Source organism: Bifidobacterium psychraerophilum (assembly GCF_000741705.1).
GTDB classification, from domain to species: domain Bacteria; phylum Actinomycetota; class Actinomycetes; order Actinomycetales; family Bifidobacteriaceae; genus Bombiscardovia; species Bombiscardovia psychraerophila.
Genome location: NZ_JGZI01000008.1, coordinates 312,008 through 331,344 on the forward strand (window position 1 = coordinate 312,008; position 19,337 = coordinate 331,344).

A 19,337-nucleotide genomic window follows, 5' to 3' on the forward strand; every position below is an offset into this window, starting at 1 on the left:
GGACGTCCTTTCCTTGTCGCTGTGGAACGATTCATCAGAATTTGTACGCCAGTGAGGTCATGGACCAGCGCTTCAGGATCTGGCTGTAGGCCCCGTCCTTGTTCATGGCCGTGAATGATTTGCTCAGTGCTGCGGAAAGCTCATCATTGCCCTTCTTGACAGCGGCCCCGACCTCGATTTCGCCGAAGGGCTTGCCGACCATTTCGAAGGAATTCGCCTGCTTCTTCTGGTAATAGAGCACCACAGGCGTTTCGCCCGCATAGGCATCCACCTGTCCGCTGACCAGCTGCTGTACGGCGGCAGTGGTCTGGTCGGTTTGCACGACGGTGAGTTTTGCCTTGCCGTCCGCCTCGCATTGTTTGGCCTGTTCCTGTGCGAGCAGAGTCGCCGTCTTGCCTACGGCTGCGCTGACTTTCAGTCCGCAGAGGCTGTCGTCCATGCCGGTGATCTTCTTCGGATTGCCTTTCGGAGCGGCGACCGCCGAGCCTGACATCAGATACGGCGTGAAATCGACGACCTTGGCACGTTCGGGTTTGATGTAGAGCGACGACATGATGACATCGCATTTGCCGGCCTGCACCGCGGGCACGATGGAGGCAAAGGCCACATCGACGAATTTCGCATCAAGACCAAGATCCTTGGCTATCCATTCGGCCATCTCCACTTCGGCTCCAACGGGCTTGTTCTCCGAATCTGTGAAGTATGTGGGAGGGTTGCCTGTGCTGAGCGCCGTGCAGATGGTGAGCTGACCGCTTGTTTCAATGGTCGGTGTGGTGAGCGCTGCCGCCGATGCTTTTTTCTTGACGACGGCCGGTGCCGAGGTGCTTGCCTCGCCGGCGGACGAAGAAGTCCCGGAAGTGCCGCATGCAGTGAGGGCCGAAGCGGAAATCAGAACGGCGAGTGCCGCCGTGAGCAAACGTGAACCTTTTGTCATTGCATTTCCTCTCTCTGGTTCATTTATTGAGCCAATTTGAAAATAGAATAGCTGTATTTCCAACGTGTTTATGAAATGTTTCATACCAATATTCTTCTAATTGGTTTAATGTTCCTTATGGCGAGATCCTTCGCCCCCATATGAGCACTACCTGAAAGAGATGGCGCATGCCCAAGAGAGACAAGATTCCAGCCCTTCATGCACAGTGGGAAACCGTCATGATGATTGTCGCGACATTCGCGACGGGCATTATCGATGCCGTTGGCTATCTGGGATTCGACAAGATATTCACGGCCAATATGACGGGAAACGTCATCGTGCTCGGCATGGGTCTGGCGGGTAATGACGAGCTGCCGGTGATGGGACCTCTTATCGCGCTCGCGGCCTTCTTCATCGGCGCGCTGCTCTGCGGGAGGCTGCTGCGAAACGCCGAAGGTGGATGGTCGAGGCCCGTTCGTCGTTTCTTCCTGGTGGAGGCCATCATCCTGCTGTGCGCCGGGCTCATATTGCTGCGTGTCCGTTTGGAGCCGGACTCCAGCGTGCTGTATATCTTCACCTTCATCGTGGCCTGTGTGCTCGGAGGACAGGCGAGCGCCGCCCGAAAGGTAGGGGTCAAGGATGTCACCACGGTGGTCGTCACGTCGACGATCACCGGCCTGGCTTCGGATTCCAGGATGGCGGGTGGTGCGGGGCAGCGGTCGGCGAGGAAAATCGCCGCAGTCGCATCCATCATCGCCGGGGCCACCGTAGGAGGACTGCTGCATCGCATCGTAGGGGACGGTTGGGGGGTGATCGCGACGGCACTCGTTCTGTTCGCGATGCTCGCTGCTGATGCGGTGATGACTGCGCGGGGATAGCCGGCCGCTATGACGCTTCCGGGTGCGGGGGCTTGCGTCCGATCTGGGGTCACGCGGTACAGTGACGTCATGGTAGACATTCTTGTTGTAGAGGACGAGCGTGATCTCAATGAGGTCACATGCATGTATTTGCGTGATGCCGGATATGCCGTTACAGGCTGTCTGAACGTGCATGATGCCTATGAGGCCATGCATGGCCACCTGTTTGATCTGGTGGTGTCCGACATCATGATGCCGGGCACGGATGGGTATGCCTTCGCGGCGAAGCTGCGTGAGATCTATGCGCATCTGCCGATCATCTTCATGACCGCCCGCGACGACATCGCCTCCAAGAAAAAGGGCTTTCATACAGGTGTGGATGATTACATGGTCAAGCCCATCGACTTTGACGAGCTGGTGTTGCGCATCGAAGCATTGCTCAGAAGGGCGCATATCGACGACGAAAAACGTCTGTCTATCGGCAATCTGGACATGAGCATCGATCAGATGACCGCGTCGGTCGACGGTGCGGAGATAGCGTTGACGGCCCGTGAATTCAATATCCTCTTCAAATTGCTCAGCTATCCCAAACAGGTCTTCTCCCGAGCCCAGCTGATGGATGAGTTCTGGGATGTCGGTTCCTATACCGGGTTGAGGGCGGTTGACGTCTACATCACCAACCTTCGGAAGAAGCTCGCCGATTGCGACGGTTTCGAGATCGTCACGGTCAGGGGACTGGGATACAAGGCGGTTCCGCGATGAACACGCCGATGAGGGGCGGAACGGCCGAGGATGCAGGTCCTTCCGGCAAGGCGGCCGGAAGGAGAGTCAAGGAGAGACGGTTCTCCCCCTATATGTTCATCTGGACCTTCTCCCTGCTCTGCGTGCTCGCGGGCGGGCAGGCCCTGATCCTCGGATCGTATGCGAAACTGCCTTCCTTCCCACCCATGTTCATTGCGGGGATGACGGGGTACTGGGCCATCGTCGCCGGAACCCTGAGCCTCATCACCTTTCTGCAGATCCGCAAACGGCTGGAGCCGATGCGCAAATTCAGTGAGGCCAGCAAGCAGGTGGCATCCGGTGACTTTTCTGTCTATCTGGAACCTGAGCATCTGCCCGAATCTCCTCAGTGGGACAGCAACGACGAGATGTTCGAGGACTTCAACGCCATGGTTCACGAGCTCGGCAGCATCGAAACGATGAAGAACGATTTTGTGGCGAATGTGTCGCATGAGATCAAAACACCCTTGGCCATCATCCAGAGTTATGTCCAGCTGCTCGGCAAGCCGGATCTCTCCGATGAGCAGCGCTCGCGTTATGCGGGTGCGGTGACTGACGCCAGCGAACGCTTGGGCCAGTTCGTGACGAATATCCTCAAGCTGAGCAAGCTTGAGAACCAGCGGATCGGATTGCAGATCGAGAGCTGCGACCTGCCGCGCCAATTGGCGGACGCGGTGCTGGCCTTCGGTGATCTGTTCGATTCCAAAGGGGTGGAGCTCGATGTCGATATGGAGGATCGGGCGCTGGTGCGGGCGGATCCTGGGGTGCTTGAGGTCGTGTGGAGCAATATTCTCGGGAACGCCCTCAAATTCACCGATCCGGGTGGTCATGTGTCGCTTCGCCAGAGTTCCGATGACGACATCGTCAGCGTCGAGATTCGCGATGACGGTTGCGGGATGAGCGCAGAGGAGCTCGCCCATGTTTTCGACAAGTTCTATCAGGGGGATACCTCCCATGCGGCTCGCGGCAACGGCCTTGGAATGGCGATGGTCCGCAGGGCCGTCGAGCTTTCGGGCGGCACCGTCACGCTGAGCAGTGTCGTGGATGAGGGCACTGTGGTCTTGGTCAGGCTTCCCGCAGCGGCGTAGGGTCTCCGATGCACTGCGGTGCGGAAACTAACACAACTCGAACAATTCACCAATAGTCGTCCAACAATCGCTTCATACATTGTGTGTTGTCAACACGGTTGAAACACATGGAGAAGGAGCGACGATGATTGCGGGAAACGTCAACGAGGTAAGTGCGGGAGCCAAGGATTTCATCGGCTACGAATATAAGAACATCAGTGTGCCATCCCTGGACGAGGGCTTGTACGTAGACAGCTACCGGGCCTTTGGATGGGCTCTGGAATCATCCGAACAGGACAAGCTCACCAGCAACATCGTGCTGAAGTTCAAGCGCGACCGTCAGATTCGCAACAAGGCGGAGCTTTCACGCCTGCAGCGCCAGTTCGATTCCTACGCGATGCAGGTCAGGGGATTGGAAGCCGCGCCGAAGTCCCGGGCCCGAATGATCTCGTTGAGCGTCGGCATCATCGGTTGCGCCTTCCTGGCCGGAGCGACCTTCTCCTACATGTCGGGCTTCATCGTTGCCATGGTGCTTCTCGCCATACCGGGATTCCTGCTCTGGCTGATCGCATACCCGAGCTACACGCGAGTGCTGGCGAAGACGACGCAGAGGAACGCGCCCCAGGTGGACGCCACATACGATGCGGTCTACGAAACCACGAAGAAGGCGAGTCAGCTGCTCTAGCGCCGGTGCTTGGCACGGGCGGTTACCTGTGGAGGAGCGGTTTCCGGGAAGTGCGTTGACGGTGGCGGGGCTGTGCCGCTTTGTCGTGCCGGGAAGAGGGGGGGGGGATGATGATCAGACGCATCACCGTGATCTGGAATCGGTACAGAAGTCTGGCTCTTGCCGATAGGACGGCGCTCGGCGCGGCGGGTTCGGTCGTCGTGGGTGTAGGCATGGCTTCGGTCAAGCTCGGTCTGGGCGTTGTGACCCAATCCGTGTTGTTCATCGTCAGCGCCGTGTATTACTTCATGCTCTGCCTATCCCGTTTCGTCATCGTGTACCGGCATAGGAGGATCAGACGGCTGCACGATATCTCCGAAAGGTCGCGGCATGAGATGAGTGTGTATCACCGCACCGGCCTGCTGCTGTGCATTGTGGGACTGTCCTATGGCTTCTTCTCGTTCACGCTGATGTCCGTTGAAGCGGGAGCTTCTTATTCCGATATCGTGGCGATCTCCGTGGCCGCCATAACGGTCGTCAAAATCGGTACCGCGATCAGGGGGCTGGTGGTGGCACGCCGTGAGCGCAACCCTACGGATGCTGCGGTCAAAGCCATCGCTTTCACCGATGCCTTGCTTTCGGTGGTGGTGATGCAGAATGTGCTGCTGCTCTCCCAGCACACCGATGGTGCAGGAAAAAGCTCTGGGATGGTGGGAATGGTGCTGGGTGCGGGTGTGGTGGTGGCCGGGTTGGTGATGTTCTTCAGAACAAAGCAGCGTCGATTCTTCGCGGAGGGCGTTCGGAGACACTAAATTTTACGGTTGTAAATTATTCTTTACTGTTGTATGGTTTCTTCCGGCAATAGAGGAATGAATGAAAAGAGGTAATCATGGCGGCAGTTCATGCGGCGGTTGCGGATGCCGGGAAGGCTCCGAAGAGGAGCAGGTCTCGCCAGACCGTTGACATCATGGTTATCGCGGTGCTGATCGTGCTTGCGGTGTTGCCGCTGATCTATGCGGGGCTGCTGACGGATGCCAATATCGATCCGGTCGGGCGTCTCGACAATGTCGACGCGGCCATCGTGAATCTGGATGAGGGCAAGACCATCACCGCCGCGGGGAAAACGACCACCAGCAATCTTGGCGATCAGGTGGCGGATACGATGACCGGGAACAGCTCCGGCACGACGAACTTCAATTGGCATGCCACCACGCAGGACGATGCCAGTGACGGTTTGAAGCACGGCAGATATCTGGTGACCATGGTCATCCCCAAGGATTTCACAGCCGATGCGTTGTCGAGCGCGACGAGCACGGCGTCACAGGCCGCTGCGGTGCAGCAGGGCAACATCGATATCACCACCGATGATTCGGTGAATTATCTTGCCGGCACCATAGCGCAGACCGTGGGCACCGCATTGGAGCGCTCGCTGTCCGGTAAAGTGTCCTCCGCCTACCTCGACAAGGTGTATCTGACCATCTCGGGTATGCACGACTCGTTGTCCGAGGCCTCCGAGGGCGCCGGTGCTCTGGCAGCCGGCACCAAGAAGAGCGCCGCAGGTGCCGGCACTCTGGCAACCGGGCTGAGCACGATGTCCGAGAAGACGGCGGCGTTGCCGACAGCGACGAAACGGCTCGCCGATGGAGCATCGGCAGTGGGTACGGGTGTCGGAGCGTTGGCCTCAGGATCGCAGACCTTGGCCACGGGAACGCAGACACTGACGAATGCTGTGTCCGCGTTGCCGACCGCAACACAAAGTCTGTCATCCGGGGTCAACGCCGTCGCCAACGCCGTGCAACCGCTTTCGACAGGTGCCGGCACCCTCGCGAACGCAACTGCGAAGATCGCCGATGGGGCCTCGCAATCAGCCACGGGCGCAGCCAGCCTGGCCAGCGGGAGCAACGACCTGCACGCCGCGACGAGCAAACTCTCCACCGGGGCAGACGGCGCATTGGCCGGAGCCGCATCGATCTCCTCAGGGGCGGCGAAGCTGAGTGACAGCGCCTACACCTTGCAGCAGTTGCAGGCGGCGGAAAGCGCCAAAATACAGAAGCTCATGGACTCCTACGACAGCATGGACGACACCGAACGCATCGCCGCACTGCAGGAAATCCAGACCCTGTCGCAGCAATTGAAGCAAGGGACGACCGCACTTTCGGGCAGGGATAGCCAAAGCGGCCTGACGGCACTGTCCACGGCAAGCGCCCAACTACTCGGTTCGCAGGCATCGGGATCTTCGGCCGCCACCGGGCTGACCGCTCTCAGCGCAGGGGCGAAGTCGGTAGATACGGGCGCCTCGCAGTTGAGCAGTGGGGCGGGCACATTGTCACAAGGACTGGCCACATTGTCCTCAGGGGCCAAACAGAGCAATTCAGGAGCGCAATCCTTGGCTTCGGGTCTATCGACGCTGAATGCCAACATGCCGAAGCTCACTGCGGGTGCGGCGAAGCTCAATACCGCAAGCTCTTCCCTGGTGAGTGCCACATCGAAACTCAGCTCGGGTGCGGGCACGCTCAACGGCGGTTTGCAGACCTTGAACGCCAAAGTGCCCTCCCTGGCCAGCGGACTCAACACCCTGAACACCCAGAGTCAGACTTTGGTCCTTTCCATCAATGCTGCCGCGAAGGGTTCACAGCAGCTGAGCACCGCTTCGTCCACCATCGCCAGCGGATCCAAGACCTTGGCGAGCGCGCTTTCCACTGGTGCGGACAAGGTGCCGAGCTATACGAATGCGCAGGCCAAGGAGATCAGTTCGAAGGCATCGCAGCCGGTGACGGTGACCAGCACCAGGAACCACAAGGTCAGCAACACGGGAAGCGGTATGTTGCCGTACTTCCTCGGACTCGCCTTGTGGTTGGGCGCATTGTCCACATTCATGATGAGGCCCGCCCTGCGTGCCAAACTGATGCGCAAACGCCGTTCCCCCCTTGTGGTGACGCTCGGGTCCTACCTGCCGTATGCGGTTCTGGGCATGGTCCAGACGATAGCGGCCGTGTCGGTCGTTCACTGGGGGATCGGGGTTGATGTCGCGAATCTGTGGGGCCTCTTCCTCTTCACGATGTTCGCATCCTGTTGCTATATGGCCATCAGCCAGGCCTGCATCGTGCTGCTTGGGGATCCCGGGAAATTCGTGCTGATCATGCTGATGGTCACGCAGCTGACCAGTGGCGGCGGCACCTATCCTGTTGAAACCACCCCCGCCTTCTTCCAGGCCGTCAACCCGTATCTGCCGATGACCTACGTCATCAAGGGGATACGATCGCTGATCGGAGGCGGAAGCGTGTTCGTGGGACCTGCCATCGCTCCGATGTTGATCTGGGGTATCACGGCGCTGTTGGTGACCTTCCTCTCGGCGAGTATCCTGATGAGGAAGGTGAGAAGCACCGATCCTGCTGAAATGCCGATGTCCGTAATCGGTGGTGCCTCCGAGAAGAAGGCGGAAGAATCCCTTCTGCCGGCTGATGTGGAGACCACCGGCGTTATGCAGCCGGTCGCAGGATGAAGGCAAAACGCAGAGCAACGCCCAAACAACGGGGTCTAGAGGTTAGCAGTCATGGCATCCGAAAACGTCAGACAAGGATTCAGCAGATCTCGGCAAGCGTTGCTTGATGCCACGATCAAGCTCCTGGAAGAGCGCGAGGTCTCCGATATCACAGTGACCGACATCGCAGCCGAGGCGGGCGTCACACGTCCGACCTTCTACCAGAACTTCCGGGATCTGCCCACCGCATTCGCCGCAGCCGCACTCTACAGGGTCCGGCCGGTTTTCGAGAATCCCCTGATCTCCATGATTCCCAAGCAGGAGAGGCTCTCGATCGTGGATTCCTTCCTGAGACAGATCACCTATGTGCTGGAGAACTACAGGGATTTCTATCTCAAGATCTTCAAGGGGCCTGCCGCATTGCGGGTGTTGGACGAGCTGGTCGAAGGGGTCGCCGAGCATATGGAGCGTGAATCGCCGGTTATGGATGCCCTGGAACGTGGGCCATTGCCGCTTCACGAGGCGAGCCATGCCGTCGCCGCGGGATCCTTGTGGATCATTCGCCAGTGGATGCAGGATCCTGTTGGACTCAGTGCGGATGAAGTGGCCCAGCGCTTGAGGCTTTTCGCCACGATGAGCGTCTGCGGAGGGTTGGGCGTCGCGCAGGAGGACAACAAGCTTTCGGAGCCATCCCATAAGGACTGAAGCCTGACCGGACGGCTCTACCGCAGGATGGCAGAGCCTGATACCAGGAGCTGATTGAGTCCGCATTTGTGAATCTCTACGGTATTCTCATGCTTCTGCACTGTTTGTACAGGGTGCTCAACCGTATAATCCTACTCGGTAAGCAAAAGGCGAGAGAGGTCCTGTTGTCTTCAACGCAGGTGCAGCGTATCCTCTCCGCATGGTTTTGCGGGATGACTCGCCCCGTGAATCCGAACCGGAAAGGTGAGGCATCGATCCATGGGAAAACCCCTGCATGAACAGACACCTCAAGACGCGCGTACGCCCAGGAGCCTGGGTGCGGTTTCCACGGACGATGTTCACGATCTCGACAAGGTGTACCTGTCCGGATATGGGGAGACATGGGCGAAAACCATTCTGATAGGCGATCATAGCGCCGTCTATGGCTACCCCGCGATAGCGCTGCCCCTTCAGAGCCTGAAGATGCGTGCATGGGTCGCGCCGATCAGTGGCCATGAACATATGCTTCACGCCTTGGGATACGACGGCGAATTGAGAAAATCGGGCGAGCGTTTCGCCGGTATCCGCCGTGCCGTGCAGGTCGCCGAGACCTTCGTGGGGCGTTCGGGTCTGTCTTTCGACATCGTCACGGAAGCGGATTTTCCCGCGGAGAGAGGGCTCGGTTCTTCGGCCGCCGCCGCAGGAGCGGTTATCAGGGCGGTTCTGGATGCCTACGGCAAGGCGGCGTCCCCCGATGAGCTCTTCGCCCTGACCAATGGTGCGGAGATTATCACCCACGGTCACCCCTCGGGGCTTGATTCGGTGACCACCTGCGCATCTGACCCGATTCTGCTGGATCATGGGGCCATCTCCACGGTGGTGATGAATATTCCGGCCTATCTGGTGATAGCGGATTCCGGCATATCGGGGAGCACGCGCGATGCCGTGGGCGGTGTGCGCGAGCGATACGAGCATGAACACGAACGCACGAGAACGATTCTGGAAAGCCTGGGGTCGCTCGGCGAGCTTGCCGTCGCCGATTTGGCGCACGGTGATATCAAGGGTCTTGGAGCACATATGAATCAGGCCCAGGACATGCTTGCACAGCTGCAGGTAAGTCATCCGACCCTTGATTCCCTGGTCGATGCGGCGCGTTCCGCGGGGGCTGTCGGTGCCAAGCTGACAGGAGGGGGCCTCGGTGGTTGCATGATCGCACTGGCATCCAGCCGTCGTCAGGCCGAGTCCATACAGGGACGGCTGTATGATCACGGTGCCAAAGGGGTCTGGGTCCATGCCCTGCAGACAGGGCGTTCATCGGGAAACCGTGACGAGGAAAGGTATGCCTCCGCCCGCACCAGGTCTGATGAGAGTATCGCATGATTGCACGGCACAACGGTGAGGCATTGGATGACGGTACGGGATATCATGCCGTCGCAAGTGCGAATGCGAATATCGCCTTGATCAAATATTGGGGCAAAGCTGACGAAGCGCTCATCATCCCCAGAATGTCGAGTCTTTCGCTCACGCTCGCCGATCTGGAGACCACGACGAGTGTGAGTTTCGACCGCTCCGGTCGGCGAACGGGCCATGACCGCCTGTATATAGACGACAGTGAACGCGAGGGCAAAGCCCTGCAGCGCGTCAGTGCGCTGCTCGATGTGGTGCGCGATATGGCTGGCATGGATGCCGATGCCGTGGTCTCGTCCCACAACACGATGCCCTATGAGGCGGGCCTGGCCAGTTCCTCATCCGCCTTCGCCGCTCTGGCTGCCGCCGCCTCGCATGCAGCCGGCCTGCAACTCGATGAACGCGAGCTTTCCCGTCTGGCGCGGCGTGGATCGGGGTCGGCATGCCGCTCGGTATATGGCGGCATGGCCTTGTGGCATGCGGGTCATGACGATGCCTCCTCGTATGCGGAACACATCGATTGCCCCCTTGACCTGGCGATTGTCGTGATTCTGGTCTCAGGAGAGCAGAAGAAGATCCCGAGCAGGGAGGCGATGCGTCGTAGTGTGCAGACATCGGCCCTGTACGATGCCTGGGTCCGGTCCGGAGCCGACGATCTTGAGCAGGCGCTGGAAGCGGTCAAGCTCGGTGATGTGGCGAGACTCGGGGCCATCGTGCAATCGAATTCCTTGGGCATGCACGCGACGATGATGACCGCGAGGCCGCCGGTGATGTATTGGCTGCCCGGCAGCGTCGCTGCGCTGCAAGCCGTGGACGAAGTCCGCCAGGGTGGTCTGAATGCATGGGCTACCATGGATGCCGGGCCGAATGTCAAGGTACTGACGACGCAACGTGAGGCTGCACGGGTGGAGCATGACCTGAGGGCCGCGCTCCCCGGATTCGAAGTGCATTCCCATGTCGCGGGGCCGGGGGTTCGGTTGCGGACGACGCAGGGGCATGCATGACGAAGGCCATCTGCCGCTGATGCTCGTGCGGTTATGGCCCCGCGAATGCGATGGTCGGCAAGACAGATGTGGGACGTGCGAGCGGTGTCGATCCGCAGTGACGCTCGATTAACGGATGTGACAAGGGACTGGCATGAACAGCAGTGATGATGTGATCGAGGCAAGAGCACCGGGCAAACTCTATGTCGCCGGTGAATATGCCGTCGTCGAAGCAGGCCACGCCGCAGTGCTGATTAGTGTCGATCGTTTCCTTACGGTTCGCGCCAAGCCGGCCGGGGACGTCGGCCACATCACCTCGACTCGTTTTCCGGACAACCCGATCGTCTGGCGGCACAGGAATGGCGAGCTGGATGTTCTCGAAGGGGACCGGCAGTCCGGTAGCTTCATGCTCAGCGCCATCCAGTGGGTGGAAGCTCTGGTGCGGGAGTCCGGAAGGGCCCCGATATGCTTTGACCTCGCGGTGAGCAGCGATTTGGACGATTCCTCAGGAAGGAAATTCGGTCTGGGCTCATCCGCCGCGGTCACCGTTGCCACCGTCAGGGCTCTGGTGGGCCTGTACGACCTGCAGCTCGATGACCTTGAACTCTACAAACTCGCTTTTCTCGCGGCACATGCGATACAGCCCTCCGGCTCGGGCGGGGATATCGCGACGGCCACCTTCGCCGCTTGCATCGGATACTCTTCGCCGGATCGGGAATGGTTGATCGCCGCGAAGCGGGATGCCCAGCAGGGTGGCAGGACAGTGCATGCATTGCTGGAAAGACCGTGGCCGGGACTCCGCATCGAGCGTCTTCATGTTCCGGACGAGCTGTCCTTCCTGATCGGGTGGACCGGTGCCCCGGCTTCAACGCCTGAACTCGTCGGCAAGGTGCAATCCAGTTTCAAGGGTGGCACCAGGCATGATTCGCCTGAATACCAAGAATTCCTTGATCGTAGCGATCGTTGCGTGAACGCGATGAAGAAGGCGATGACGCACGGCGATGTGGCAGGCGTGCAGCATGCTCTGAACGAGGCCCGTCAGACACTCGCCTACCTGACCTCCATTACGGGAACGGTTATCGAAACGCCAATACTGCGGCGCTTGGTGGAGATCGCGCAGGAGCACGGCGCAGCCGCGAAGAGTTCGGGCGCAGGTGGCGGTGACTGTGGCATCGCCCTATGCGGGGCGGCTGCGGATCAGGAAGGCATCCGTGAGGCATGGGCGAAGGAAGGTATACAGGCTTTGGATCTCACGCTGTATTCATCGCCGGAGCATGCCGTATCCGAGGAGCATGCGGATGCGGCGGGCATCGCCTCGCAGCGCAAGGACGACCATGTGCGTCTGGCCGACAGGCAGCATGCCGACGAATCCACGAACGCCTTCGATGATATTCGTTTCATCCACCATGCCTTCCCGGATATCGCCACCAAGGACGTGGACCTCGGCGTGCACGTCCTGGGAGCGGATTGGCCTATGCCCTTTTTCATCAACGCGATGACGGGTGGCTCATCCAAAAGCGGCGGCATCAACGCCGCCCTGGCGAAAGCCGCTGCGCGGACAGGCCTGGCCATTGCGTCGGGTTCCCAGCATGCGGCCCTGCGCGAGCCTTCGTTGAGGGAGAGCTTCACCGCGATACGGGATAACACCCCGGGATTCGTGTTTGCGAATGTGGGTCCCAGCGTCACACCCGACCAGGCGGTGGATGCCGTCGCCATGCTGCAGGCGGATGCCCTGCAGATCCATGTGAATGCCGCCCAGGAGATCGTCATGCCGGAAGGCGACCGCGATTTCAGCTCGTGGCGGCAATCGATCGCGGATATCATCGCAGCGGTGAAGGTGCCTGTGGTGGTCAAGGAGGTCGGCTTCGGGCTCAGTAGCAGAAGCATCGGCCAGATCCTTGACCTCGGGGCCGACGGCGTGGATGTGAGCGGACGTGGCGGCACCGATTTCGTGGATATCGAGAATCGCAGACGCAAAAGTTCGGAATACTCCTATCTCAGGGGCTTCGGACAATCGACCCCGCTATGCCTGCTGGATGCGGTTCATCGGATATCGTTGCACGATCGCGATGCGGTCCTGCTCGCTTCCGGAGGCGTCCGCAACCCGCTCGATGTCCTGAAGGCGCTTGCCCTCGGCGCCCAGGCCGTTGGCGTCTCGGGACACTTCCTGCACACCTACCTCCATTCGGGAGATGACGCTCTGGTTGCGGAAATCGAGGCATGGAAGATGCAGCTGCGCTCGCTGATGACCCTGCTGGGGGCAAGGAGCGTCGCCGACCTGCGTCATGGTGATGTGCTGGTCACCGGTGAGAGCAGGGAAGAGGCGGAACTGCTCGGTATCGATCTGGGTACTTTGGCCCGTCGCTCCTGATACCGGCGGCATGCGCCAAGGCGGTGCCGGCATATCCATTGCGGCTTGTCGGCGTGCCACCGTTCTCTGTGCGTGTCTTTGGTGCCGTTGGGCACATGGATCCCAGCGGTTTCAGGGTTTCTTCGCGAGCAGGCTTTCAGCCGTGTGCTGATCGGTGACCAGAGCTGAGAGATAGCCCCCGCTCAGACAGGCACGGATCGCTTCGATCTTCTCCCTTCCCCAGGCCACGCCGATGACCAGGGGGATGTGCTTGAGCCTTTCGATGTCAATGGAAATCGTTCGAACGCACAGCTCGGTATGCACATGGGTGCCGCTCGCATCTATGAAATGACCGCAGACGGTGCCCACGGCTCCCAGATCCCTCATCCTTCTGACCATATGGGCGTCAACGTAATTGTCGAACACCGGGCTGAGCCGATCGTTCACCACGGCCCCGACGCCTTCGATGGCGACATCGGCGCCACCGCCGAGCGCCAGCGATGTGGCTATCTGCGGCTCCTTGCGCATGGCTTCGGCTATGGGTGCGGAGGACATGATCATAGGGGCGTGCAGAGGGCTGAAGGTGCAGTTCAGCCTGTTCGCCAGCATCCGGCATATATCGGGGGAGTCGGTCATCGAATTGGATGGCGACAGCGCTCCGACCATTTGCGCCACATTGGCCTTCGGCCAGTTCCGCGACGGGATCTGGCGCACCGTCGCCGCAACGGCACGACCGTTGGATACGGTGATCAGGGAGTCCTCCCGGGCCTGCTCGCTGAAGAGGGATGCCGCGTATTCGGGTACCGTCTCAGCCGGGGCGAGTGTCGGGGATGTGGGTGCCACCCTGGCGAATTTCAATCCGAAGCACTGCACCAGGCGGTCTTCGAGCGACATCACCCGTTCCAGCACATGGCCGATGTCTATATGGACGATTCCCTCATCACGTGACTCCTGAAGGAGTCGGGAGACGGTGGGTCGTGAATACCCCACAGCGGAGGCTATCTGCGCCTGGGTGAGGTTCTGCATGTAATACATGCGTGCCACCTTCAGCACCAGTTCGATGTGCTTGCGCGATTCGGCGGTAGCAAGCTGGCTATTTCTCGTGAACATATGTTCATATTACCTCGAAGGAAGGATATGAAACATATGCAAATATTGGCATAAAAGTCAGGAATTCACCGATTAAGACAACCGATAGTCATATTGCCGGTGAACATATGTTCAAATTCCGTATGGAAACTCTACCGGATACGCGCTACCTTCGTAATCGTAGCTTCGTGGTGGTTGAGGATTCCGCCGCGAATGACAGGGTTTGGGAGAGGCTGTATGGAATCGGGTCTCACTGCAATCGGGCGGATGGGTCAATCGGCATCAGCCCAATGCGGTGTCTGATGCCGCATGGCGTTTGACCAGCATTCAGAACTCAAAGAGGAAGTTCTGAACAGTTGAAAGGAACAACATGGATATCATCAATACGATAGTAGGTCTGGGTGCCGCTGTGATGATGCCTATCATCTTCTTCGTCGTAGGTCTGGTGTTCCGACTTGGGATCGGCAAGTCGTTCAAAGCTGGAATGACGGTTGGTGTCGGCTTCGTCGGGGTCAACATGGTCATCAACCTGCTGCTCGACAATCTGGGGCCGGCGTCGAAAGCCATGGTCGAGCGACTGGGCATGCATCTGACGGTGGTCGATGTCGGTTGGCCCACAGCATCGACGATTGGTTGGGGAACGCCGATCATGGTCGCCGCAGTCGTCGGATTCCTGATCATCAACGCGGTTATGGTTGTGTTGAAACTCACCAAAACCGTTGATGTGGATATCTTCAACTATTGGATTTTCCTGCAGGTCGGGGCGACGGTTTACGCCGTCACCAATAATTTCTGGTTCTCCACGGTATTCGTCTGGGTCGTGTTCGCCATCGTGCTGAAAGTCGCCGATCTCGCGGCTCCGTACATCCAGAAGGAATACAACATCAAGGGCATCTCATTCCCGCATCTCGCAGGTCTGATGTGGTCCCCGGTGGCCATCGGCGTGAACTGGGTCGTCGACAGGATTCCAGGGTTGAAGAAGGTCGACTTCAATGCCGAGAAGATACAGAAGCGTTTCGGTGCTTTCGGCGAGCCCGTGGTCCTCGGCTTCATCCTTGGTCTGATCATCGGCGTGCTGGCAGGGTATTCCCCGGACAAGGCCATCACGTTGGCCATCAATGTGGCTGCCGCGATGGTGCTGCTGCCCAAGATGATCGATGTCCTCTTGGAGGGCCTCATCACGGTTCGTGACGCGGCCGAGATCCAGCTCAAGAAGTGGTTCCCGAAGCGCGAGTTCTTCATCGGCATGGATACCGCGCTGTTGATCGGCGAGCCCTCCGTGCTTGCCTCGGGTCTGCTGCTCATCCCGATCGCCATCGTGCTCGCATTGATTCTGCCGGGCAACAAGATGCTGCCCTTCGCGGATCTGGCATCACTGACCTTCCTTCTCGCTTTGGTCACCCCATTCGTCCGCAGAAACATGTTCAAGATGCTGATCACCGGCACACTGAGCATCATCGTGATCCTTTATGTCGGTTCGGCAATCGCGCCATTCGTGACGCAATCCGCGGTCGCCAGCAACATCAAGCTCCCTTCGGACTTCACAGGTATCTCGAATATGACCGGAGCCGTCAGCGGCTGGGTCGGCTGGCTTGGCGTGAAGGCCGGCGAGTTGTTCAACATGGTGTTCTGAGTCAGGGAATCTGAGTGAAAGGAATCGGTATGTCAGTGCAGCATAAGCATTTCCTCGTGATCGACAACGGGGGCACCAATACCAAGGTCGTCATCCTTGATGAGAGCGGACGGCAGCTCGCCGTGGTCTCCTTCCCGACCGATGGCGTGGAGCGTCGTCCGGGTTTCCGCGAGGTCAATCCGGCGCAGATGTGGAGGGATATCGGCAAAGCGACGAAAGCCTCCCTTGCCTCGGCGGGTCTGCGCGGCGATGAGATCGATGCGGTGGTGCCGGTGGGACATGGCAAAGGTCTGTATGCGCTTGACGCGGATGCCCGGCCATTCATGGATTGCATCCTGTCCTCGGACAGTCGTGCCGCGGATCTTGCCACTGAATTCGAGAATCATGTCTCCAAGATCTATCCGATCAGCCACCAGCATGTGATGGTGATGCAGTTCCCGGTTCTCCTCCGGTGGATCAAGGAGCACGAGCCGGAGAAGTATCGTTCCATCGGCTATGTGCTTTCGAACAAGGATTTCATCCGTTATTTCCTGACCGGTGAAGTCCATGAGGAACGCGGCGACGCCTCGGGCAACAACCTGGTGAATCTCGAAAGCGGGGAATACGATCGTAGGCTTTTCGATTTCTTCGGGATCCCGGAGATGTTCGACAAGATGCCTGATCTGGTGAACGCCACCGATCAATGCGGTTCGATTACCCATGAAGCCTCCGAGAACACAGGAATCGCCGAAGGCACGCCGGTGTACGCGGGCATGTTCGACATAGACGCATGCTCGATCGCCACAGGTGTGCTCTCGGACGATGTGTTCAGCATCACCGCGGGCACGTGGAATATCAACGTGTTCCCCAGCAAGACCAAGGCTCCGGAGAAGAGTGGATGCATGAATTCTCTCTTCCCGACAGGAGACGTGCTCGTCGAGGCATCCAGCCCCACCTCTGCCGGGAATCTCGACAATATGCTGCGCATGCTCTCGAAGGACAGGAAGCAGACAATCGACTACAGCGCATTGGAATCCATGCTGTCTTCGACCGACGCCCGCTTCGCTCGCAGCATCTTCTATCCCTTCCTGTACGGCAGCAACGTCAATCTGGGAGCGGAGGGCACCCTGATAGGGCTGCGGGGCTCCGATTCCCTGGAACAGCTGCTCCGCTCGGTATATGAAGGCGTGGTTTTCGCGCATAAGCAGCATGTGGATCAGCTGCTCGATGTGCTGGGTCACAAGCCGAAGGTGATTCGCATATCGGGTGGGGCCTGCAATTCGCCAGGATGGGTGCAGATGTTCTCCGATGTGCTCGGCATACCGGTCGAGACGGTGGCGGTCACCGAACTCGGAGGGCTCGGAGGCGCCATCTGCGCCGCCGTCGGTTCGGGTGTCTATGACGATTTCGATGAAGCCGTCGAGCATATGACCGTTGTGGAGAGACGCTTCGAACCCGATCTTGAACAGACGGCCATATACGGCAGGAAATACACCGCCTATGAAGATCTGCTGGGTGTGCTCGATTCGGGTTGGAACATACTTCGCGATATGCAAAAGGAGCTGGAGGTCTGACGATGGTTGTGAATGCTGTTGGTATCTACGAGAAGGCGCTGCCAGGTGATCTCAGCTGGGAGGAACGCTTCGATCTGGTGCACGAATTGGGATTCAATTTCCTTGAATTCTCGGTCGATGAGAGTGATGAGCGTTTACTCCGTCTCGATTGGGACAAGCATCAACGAGAAGAGTTCAGAACGGCGCTGTGGAAGACCAACAGCAGGATCAACACCTTGATGCTTTCCGGCCACAGGCGTTTTCCGCTCGGGTCGGCTGATGCGCGGACGCGTGAGATCTCTCTCGATATGATGCGCAAAGCCATAGATCTGGCCAGCGATCTGGGTATCCGCAACATCCAGTTGGCCGGATACGACGTCTATTACGAGCATAAGAGCCTGAGCTCCCGTGAGTATTTCGTGGAGAACCTCAAGAAATGCGTGCAGATGGCCGCCAAGAAGATGGTCATGCTCTCCATTGAGACGATGGATGATCCCTTCATCAATTCGATGGATAAAGCGGTCTATTTCAAGTCGCAGATAAGAAGCCCCTGGCTGCAGGCATACCCCGACATCGGCAATCTGAGTGCATGGGAGAACGCCGATATGGGCAGGGAGATCGAAAGCTATATTGACAACATCGTCGCCGTGCATCTCAAGGAGACCAAGCCGGTCACCGCCGTGTCGCCGGGGGCGTTCCGGGATGTGCCCTTCGGGGAGGGAAGCGTGGATTTCGAGGCCGCGTTGCGGATGTTCAAACGTCTTGAATACTCAGGCTCCTTCACCGTTGAGATGTGGAAGATGCCATCCGGTGATCCGATCGCCCAGGTGCGTGCCGCCAAGGCCTTCTTCGATGCGATATTCGAGAAGGTCGGCATCGAGCAGGAGCCGATTCCCGCGTAGTGCAGGGTGTCTCCGGTCGTCTTGGACACGGCTTCCCGGCGATGGTTCCTGTGCATACGGATCCTGCCCATTGGGGGGAGTGTGGACGCGGTGGGCCTCCGGCATCCTGGTCGGGTTCCGGTGCCCGGGTGCCGGTTCCCGCTTGTTGGCCCATATTGGCTGCTGGTCATGTTGCTTATTCGTTTTGTTTGCTTGAGTGAAAGGGTGTGTGTGATGGTGTCGTTGGCTGATTATTCTGATGTGGTGCGCGCTGAGGTGAAGCAGGTGCGCGAGGTGGTTGCCGGCTTGCATGAGCAGTTGCTGCAGTGGGGTTTGGTGGTGTGGACGGCTGGCAATGTGTCGCAGCGTCTGCGCTCGGCGGATTTGATGGTGATCAAGCCGTCGGGGGTGCGCTATGAGTTTTTGACGCCGCAGTCGATGGTGGTGACGGATCTGCAGGGTCATGTGGTGGATGGTGAGCAGGAGCCGTCGTCGGATACCGCATCGCATGCGTATATCTATCGGCATATGCCCGATGTGTTCGGTGTGGTGCATACGCATTCGACCTATGCGACGGCTTGGGCGGCTGCGGGCAGGCAGATTCCGTGTGCATTGACGATGATGGGTGATGAGTTCGGTGGCCCGGTGCCGGTTGGCCCCTTCAGATTGATCGGTTCTGAGGCGATAGGTCGTGGCGTGGTGGAGACTTTGGCCCGCTACCCGAAGTCGCCGGCGGTGTTGATGCGCAATCATGGGCCGTTCACGGTGGGTGGTGATGCGGAGTCGGCGGTGAAGGCCGCGGCGATGACGGAGGAGGTGGCCCGTACGGTGTGGGCTGCCGAGCAGTTGGGCGGTGCCGTCGAGATCGCTCAGAAGGATATCGATAGTCTGAATGATCGCTACCAGAACGTGTACGGACAGCATTAAAGCCCGCGCCAGCACTGCGGGCGTGAAAACGGGCGACCCGCTTCCCGAGAGAGATTTGCCTTGAGATGCATTGCCTTCAGGTGCGCTGC

At 59.0% G+C, this 19,337-nt stretch carries 16 protein-coding genes; 14 read left to right on the forward strand and 2 right to left on the reverse strand.

Annotated elements, in window-relative coordinates; translation table 11 throughout:
- Window positions 1-34 precede the first annotated feature (34 nt).
- On the reverse strand, window positions 35-934 hold the full coding sequence (locus tag BPSY_RS03680) for an ABC transporter substrate-binding protein (protein ID WP_051921634.1): 900 nt from the start codon (window positions 932-934) through the stop codon (window positions 35-37).
- 167 nt (window positions 935-1,101) lie between these two features.
- Here BPSY_RS03680 and BPSY_RS03685 point away from each other — a divergent pair, with 167 nt between their 5' ends.
- The 10 genes from BPSY_RS03685 to BPSY_RS03735 all read left to right on the forward strand — a co-directional run bounded on the left by BPSY_RS03685 (window position 1,102) and on the right by BPSY_RS03735 (window position 13,207).
- A complete protein-coding gene (locus BPSY_RS03685) occupies window positions 1,102-1,791 on the forward strand; it encodes a YoaK family protein (RefSeq protein ID WP_033497202.1) in 690 nt (229 codons plus the stop codon).
- A 69-nt stretch (window positions 1,792-1,860) separates the two neighbouring features.
- Entirely contained in the window at window positions 1,861-2,532 is a 672-nt protein-coding gene (locus BPSY_RS03690; RefSeq protein ID WP_033497200.1) for a response regulator transcription factor, read from the forward strand.
- On the forward strand, window positions 2,529-3,638 hold the full coding sequence (locus tag BPSY_RS11915) for a HAMP domain-containing sensor histidine kinase (RefSeq protein ID WP_238556792.1): 1,110 nt from the start codon (window positions 2,529-2,531) through the stop codon (window positions 3,636-3,638). The genes BPSY_RS03690 and BPSY_RS11915 overlap by 4 nt, the downstream gene beginning before the upstream one ends.
- A gap of 124 nt (window positions 3,639-3,762) precedes the next feature.
- Window positions 3,763-4,302, forward strand: a complete 540-nt coding sequence (locus BPSY_RS03700; protein ID WP_051921637.1) for a hypothetical protein — start codon at window positions 3,763-3,765, stop codon at window positions 4,300-4,302.
- 107 nt (window positions 4,303-4,409) lie between these two features.
- Window positions 4,410-5,093, forward strand: coding sequence for a hypothetical protein (locus BPSY_RS10975; protein ID WP_051921639.1), 684 nt, complete (start codon window positions 4,410-4,412; stop codon window positions 5,091-5,093).
- Between the two features lie 77 nt (window positions 5,094-5,170).
- Window positions 5,171-7,783 carry a YhgE/Pip domain-containing protein gene (locus BPSY_RS03715; protein WP_033497961.1) on the forward strand — a complete coding sequence of 871 codons (2,613 nt, stop codon included), beginning with the start codon at window positions 5,171-5,173 and terminating at the stop codon, window positions 7,781-7,783.
- A 51-nt stretch (window positions 7,784-7,834) separates the two neighbouring features.
- Window positions 7,835-8,467: a TetR/AcrR family transcriptional regulator gene (locus tag BPSY_RS03720; RefSeq protein WP_033497960.1), complete on the forward strand. Its 633-nt coding sequence runs from the start codon at window positions 7,835-7,837 to the stop codon at window positions 8,465-8,467.
- A gap of 258 nt (window positions 8,468-8,725) precedes the next feature.
- The gene (gene mvk / locus BPSY_RS03725) at window positions 8,726-9,826 is read left to right on the forward strand and encodes a mevalonate kinase (RefSeq protein ID WP_081884218.1); all 1,101 of its coding nucleotides are present in this window, start codon (window positions 8,726-8,728) and stop codon (window positions 9,824-9,826) included.
- Complete coding sequence (gene mvaD, locus BPSY_RS03730; RefSeq protein WP_051921641.1) at window positions 9,823-10,857, forward strand: diphosphomevalonate decarboxylase; 1,035 nt, start codon at window positions 9,823-9,825, stop codon at window positions 10,855-10,857. Before mvk ends, mvaD begins: the two co-directional genes overlap by 4 nt.
- Before the next feature lie 133 nt (window positions 10,858-10,990).
- Window positions 10,991-13,207, forward strand: coding sequence for a phosphomevalonate kinase (locus BPSY_RS03735; RefSeq protein ID WP_033497958.1), 2,217 nt, complete (start codon window positions 10,991-10,993; stop codon window positions 13,205-13,207).
- A gap of 111 nt (window positions 13,208-13,318) precedes the next feature.
- Here the strand turns inward: BPSY_RS03735 and BPSY_RS03740 are convergent, their stop codons facing one another.
- Complete coding sequence (locus BPSY_RS03740; protein ID WP_033497957.1) at window positions 13,319-14,296, reverse strand: sugar-binding transcriptional regulator; 978 nt, start codon at window positions 14,294-14,296, stop codon at window positions 13,319-13,321.
- Window positions 14,297-14,645: 349 nt separating this feature from the next.
- Between BPSY_RS03740 and BPSY_RS03745 the strand changes: the two genes are divergently transcribed.
- The 4 genes from BPSY_RS03745 to BPSY_RS03760 all read left to right on the forward strand — a co-directional run bounded on the left by BPSY_RS03745 (window position 14,646) and on the right by BPSY_RS03760 (window position 19,248).
- The gene (locus tag BPSY_RS03745; protein WP_033497956.1) at window positions 14,646-15,908 is read left to right on the forward strand and encodes a PTS galactitol transporter subunit IIC; all 1,263 of its coding nucleotides are present in this window, start codon (window positions 14,646-14,648) and stop codon (window positions 15,906-15,908) included.
- Window positions 15,909-15,937: 29 nt separating this feature from the next.
- Window positions 15,938-17,461, forward strand: coding sequence for an FGGY-family carbohydrate kinase (locus BPSY_RS03750; RefSeq protein ID WP_033497955.1), 1,524 nt, complete (start codon window positions 15,938-15,940; stop codon window positions 17,459-17,461).
- A gap of 2 nt (window positions 17,462-17,463) precedes the next feature.
- Window positions 17,464-18,342: an L-ribulose-5-phosphate 3-epimerase gene (locus BPSY_RS03755; RefSeq protein ID WP_033497954.1), complete on the forward strand. Its 879-nt coding sequence runs from the start codon at window positions 17,464-17,466 to the stop codon at window positions 18,340-18,342.
- Between the two features lie 213 nt (window positions 18,343-18,555).
- Window positions 18,556-19,248, forward strand: a complete 693-nt coding sequence (locus BPSY_RS03760) for an L-ribulose-5-phosphate 4-epimerase (protein ID WP_033497953.1) — start codon at window positions 18,556-18,558, stop codon at window positions 19,246-19,248.
- Window positions 19,249-19,337 lie beyond the last annotated feature (89 nt).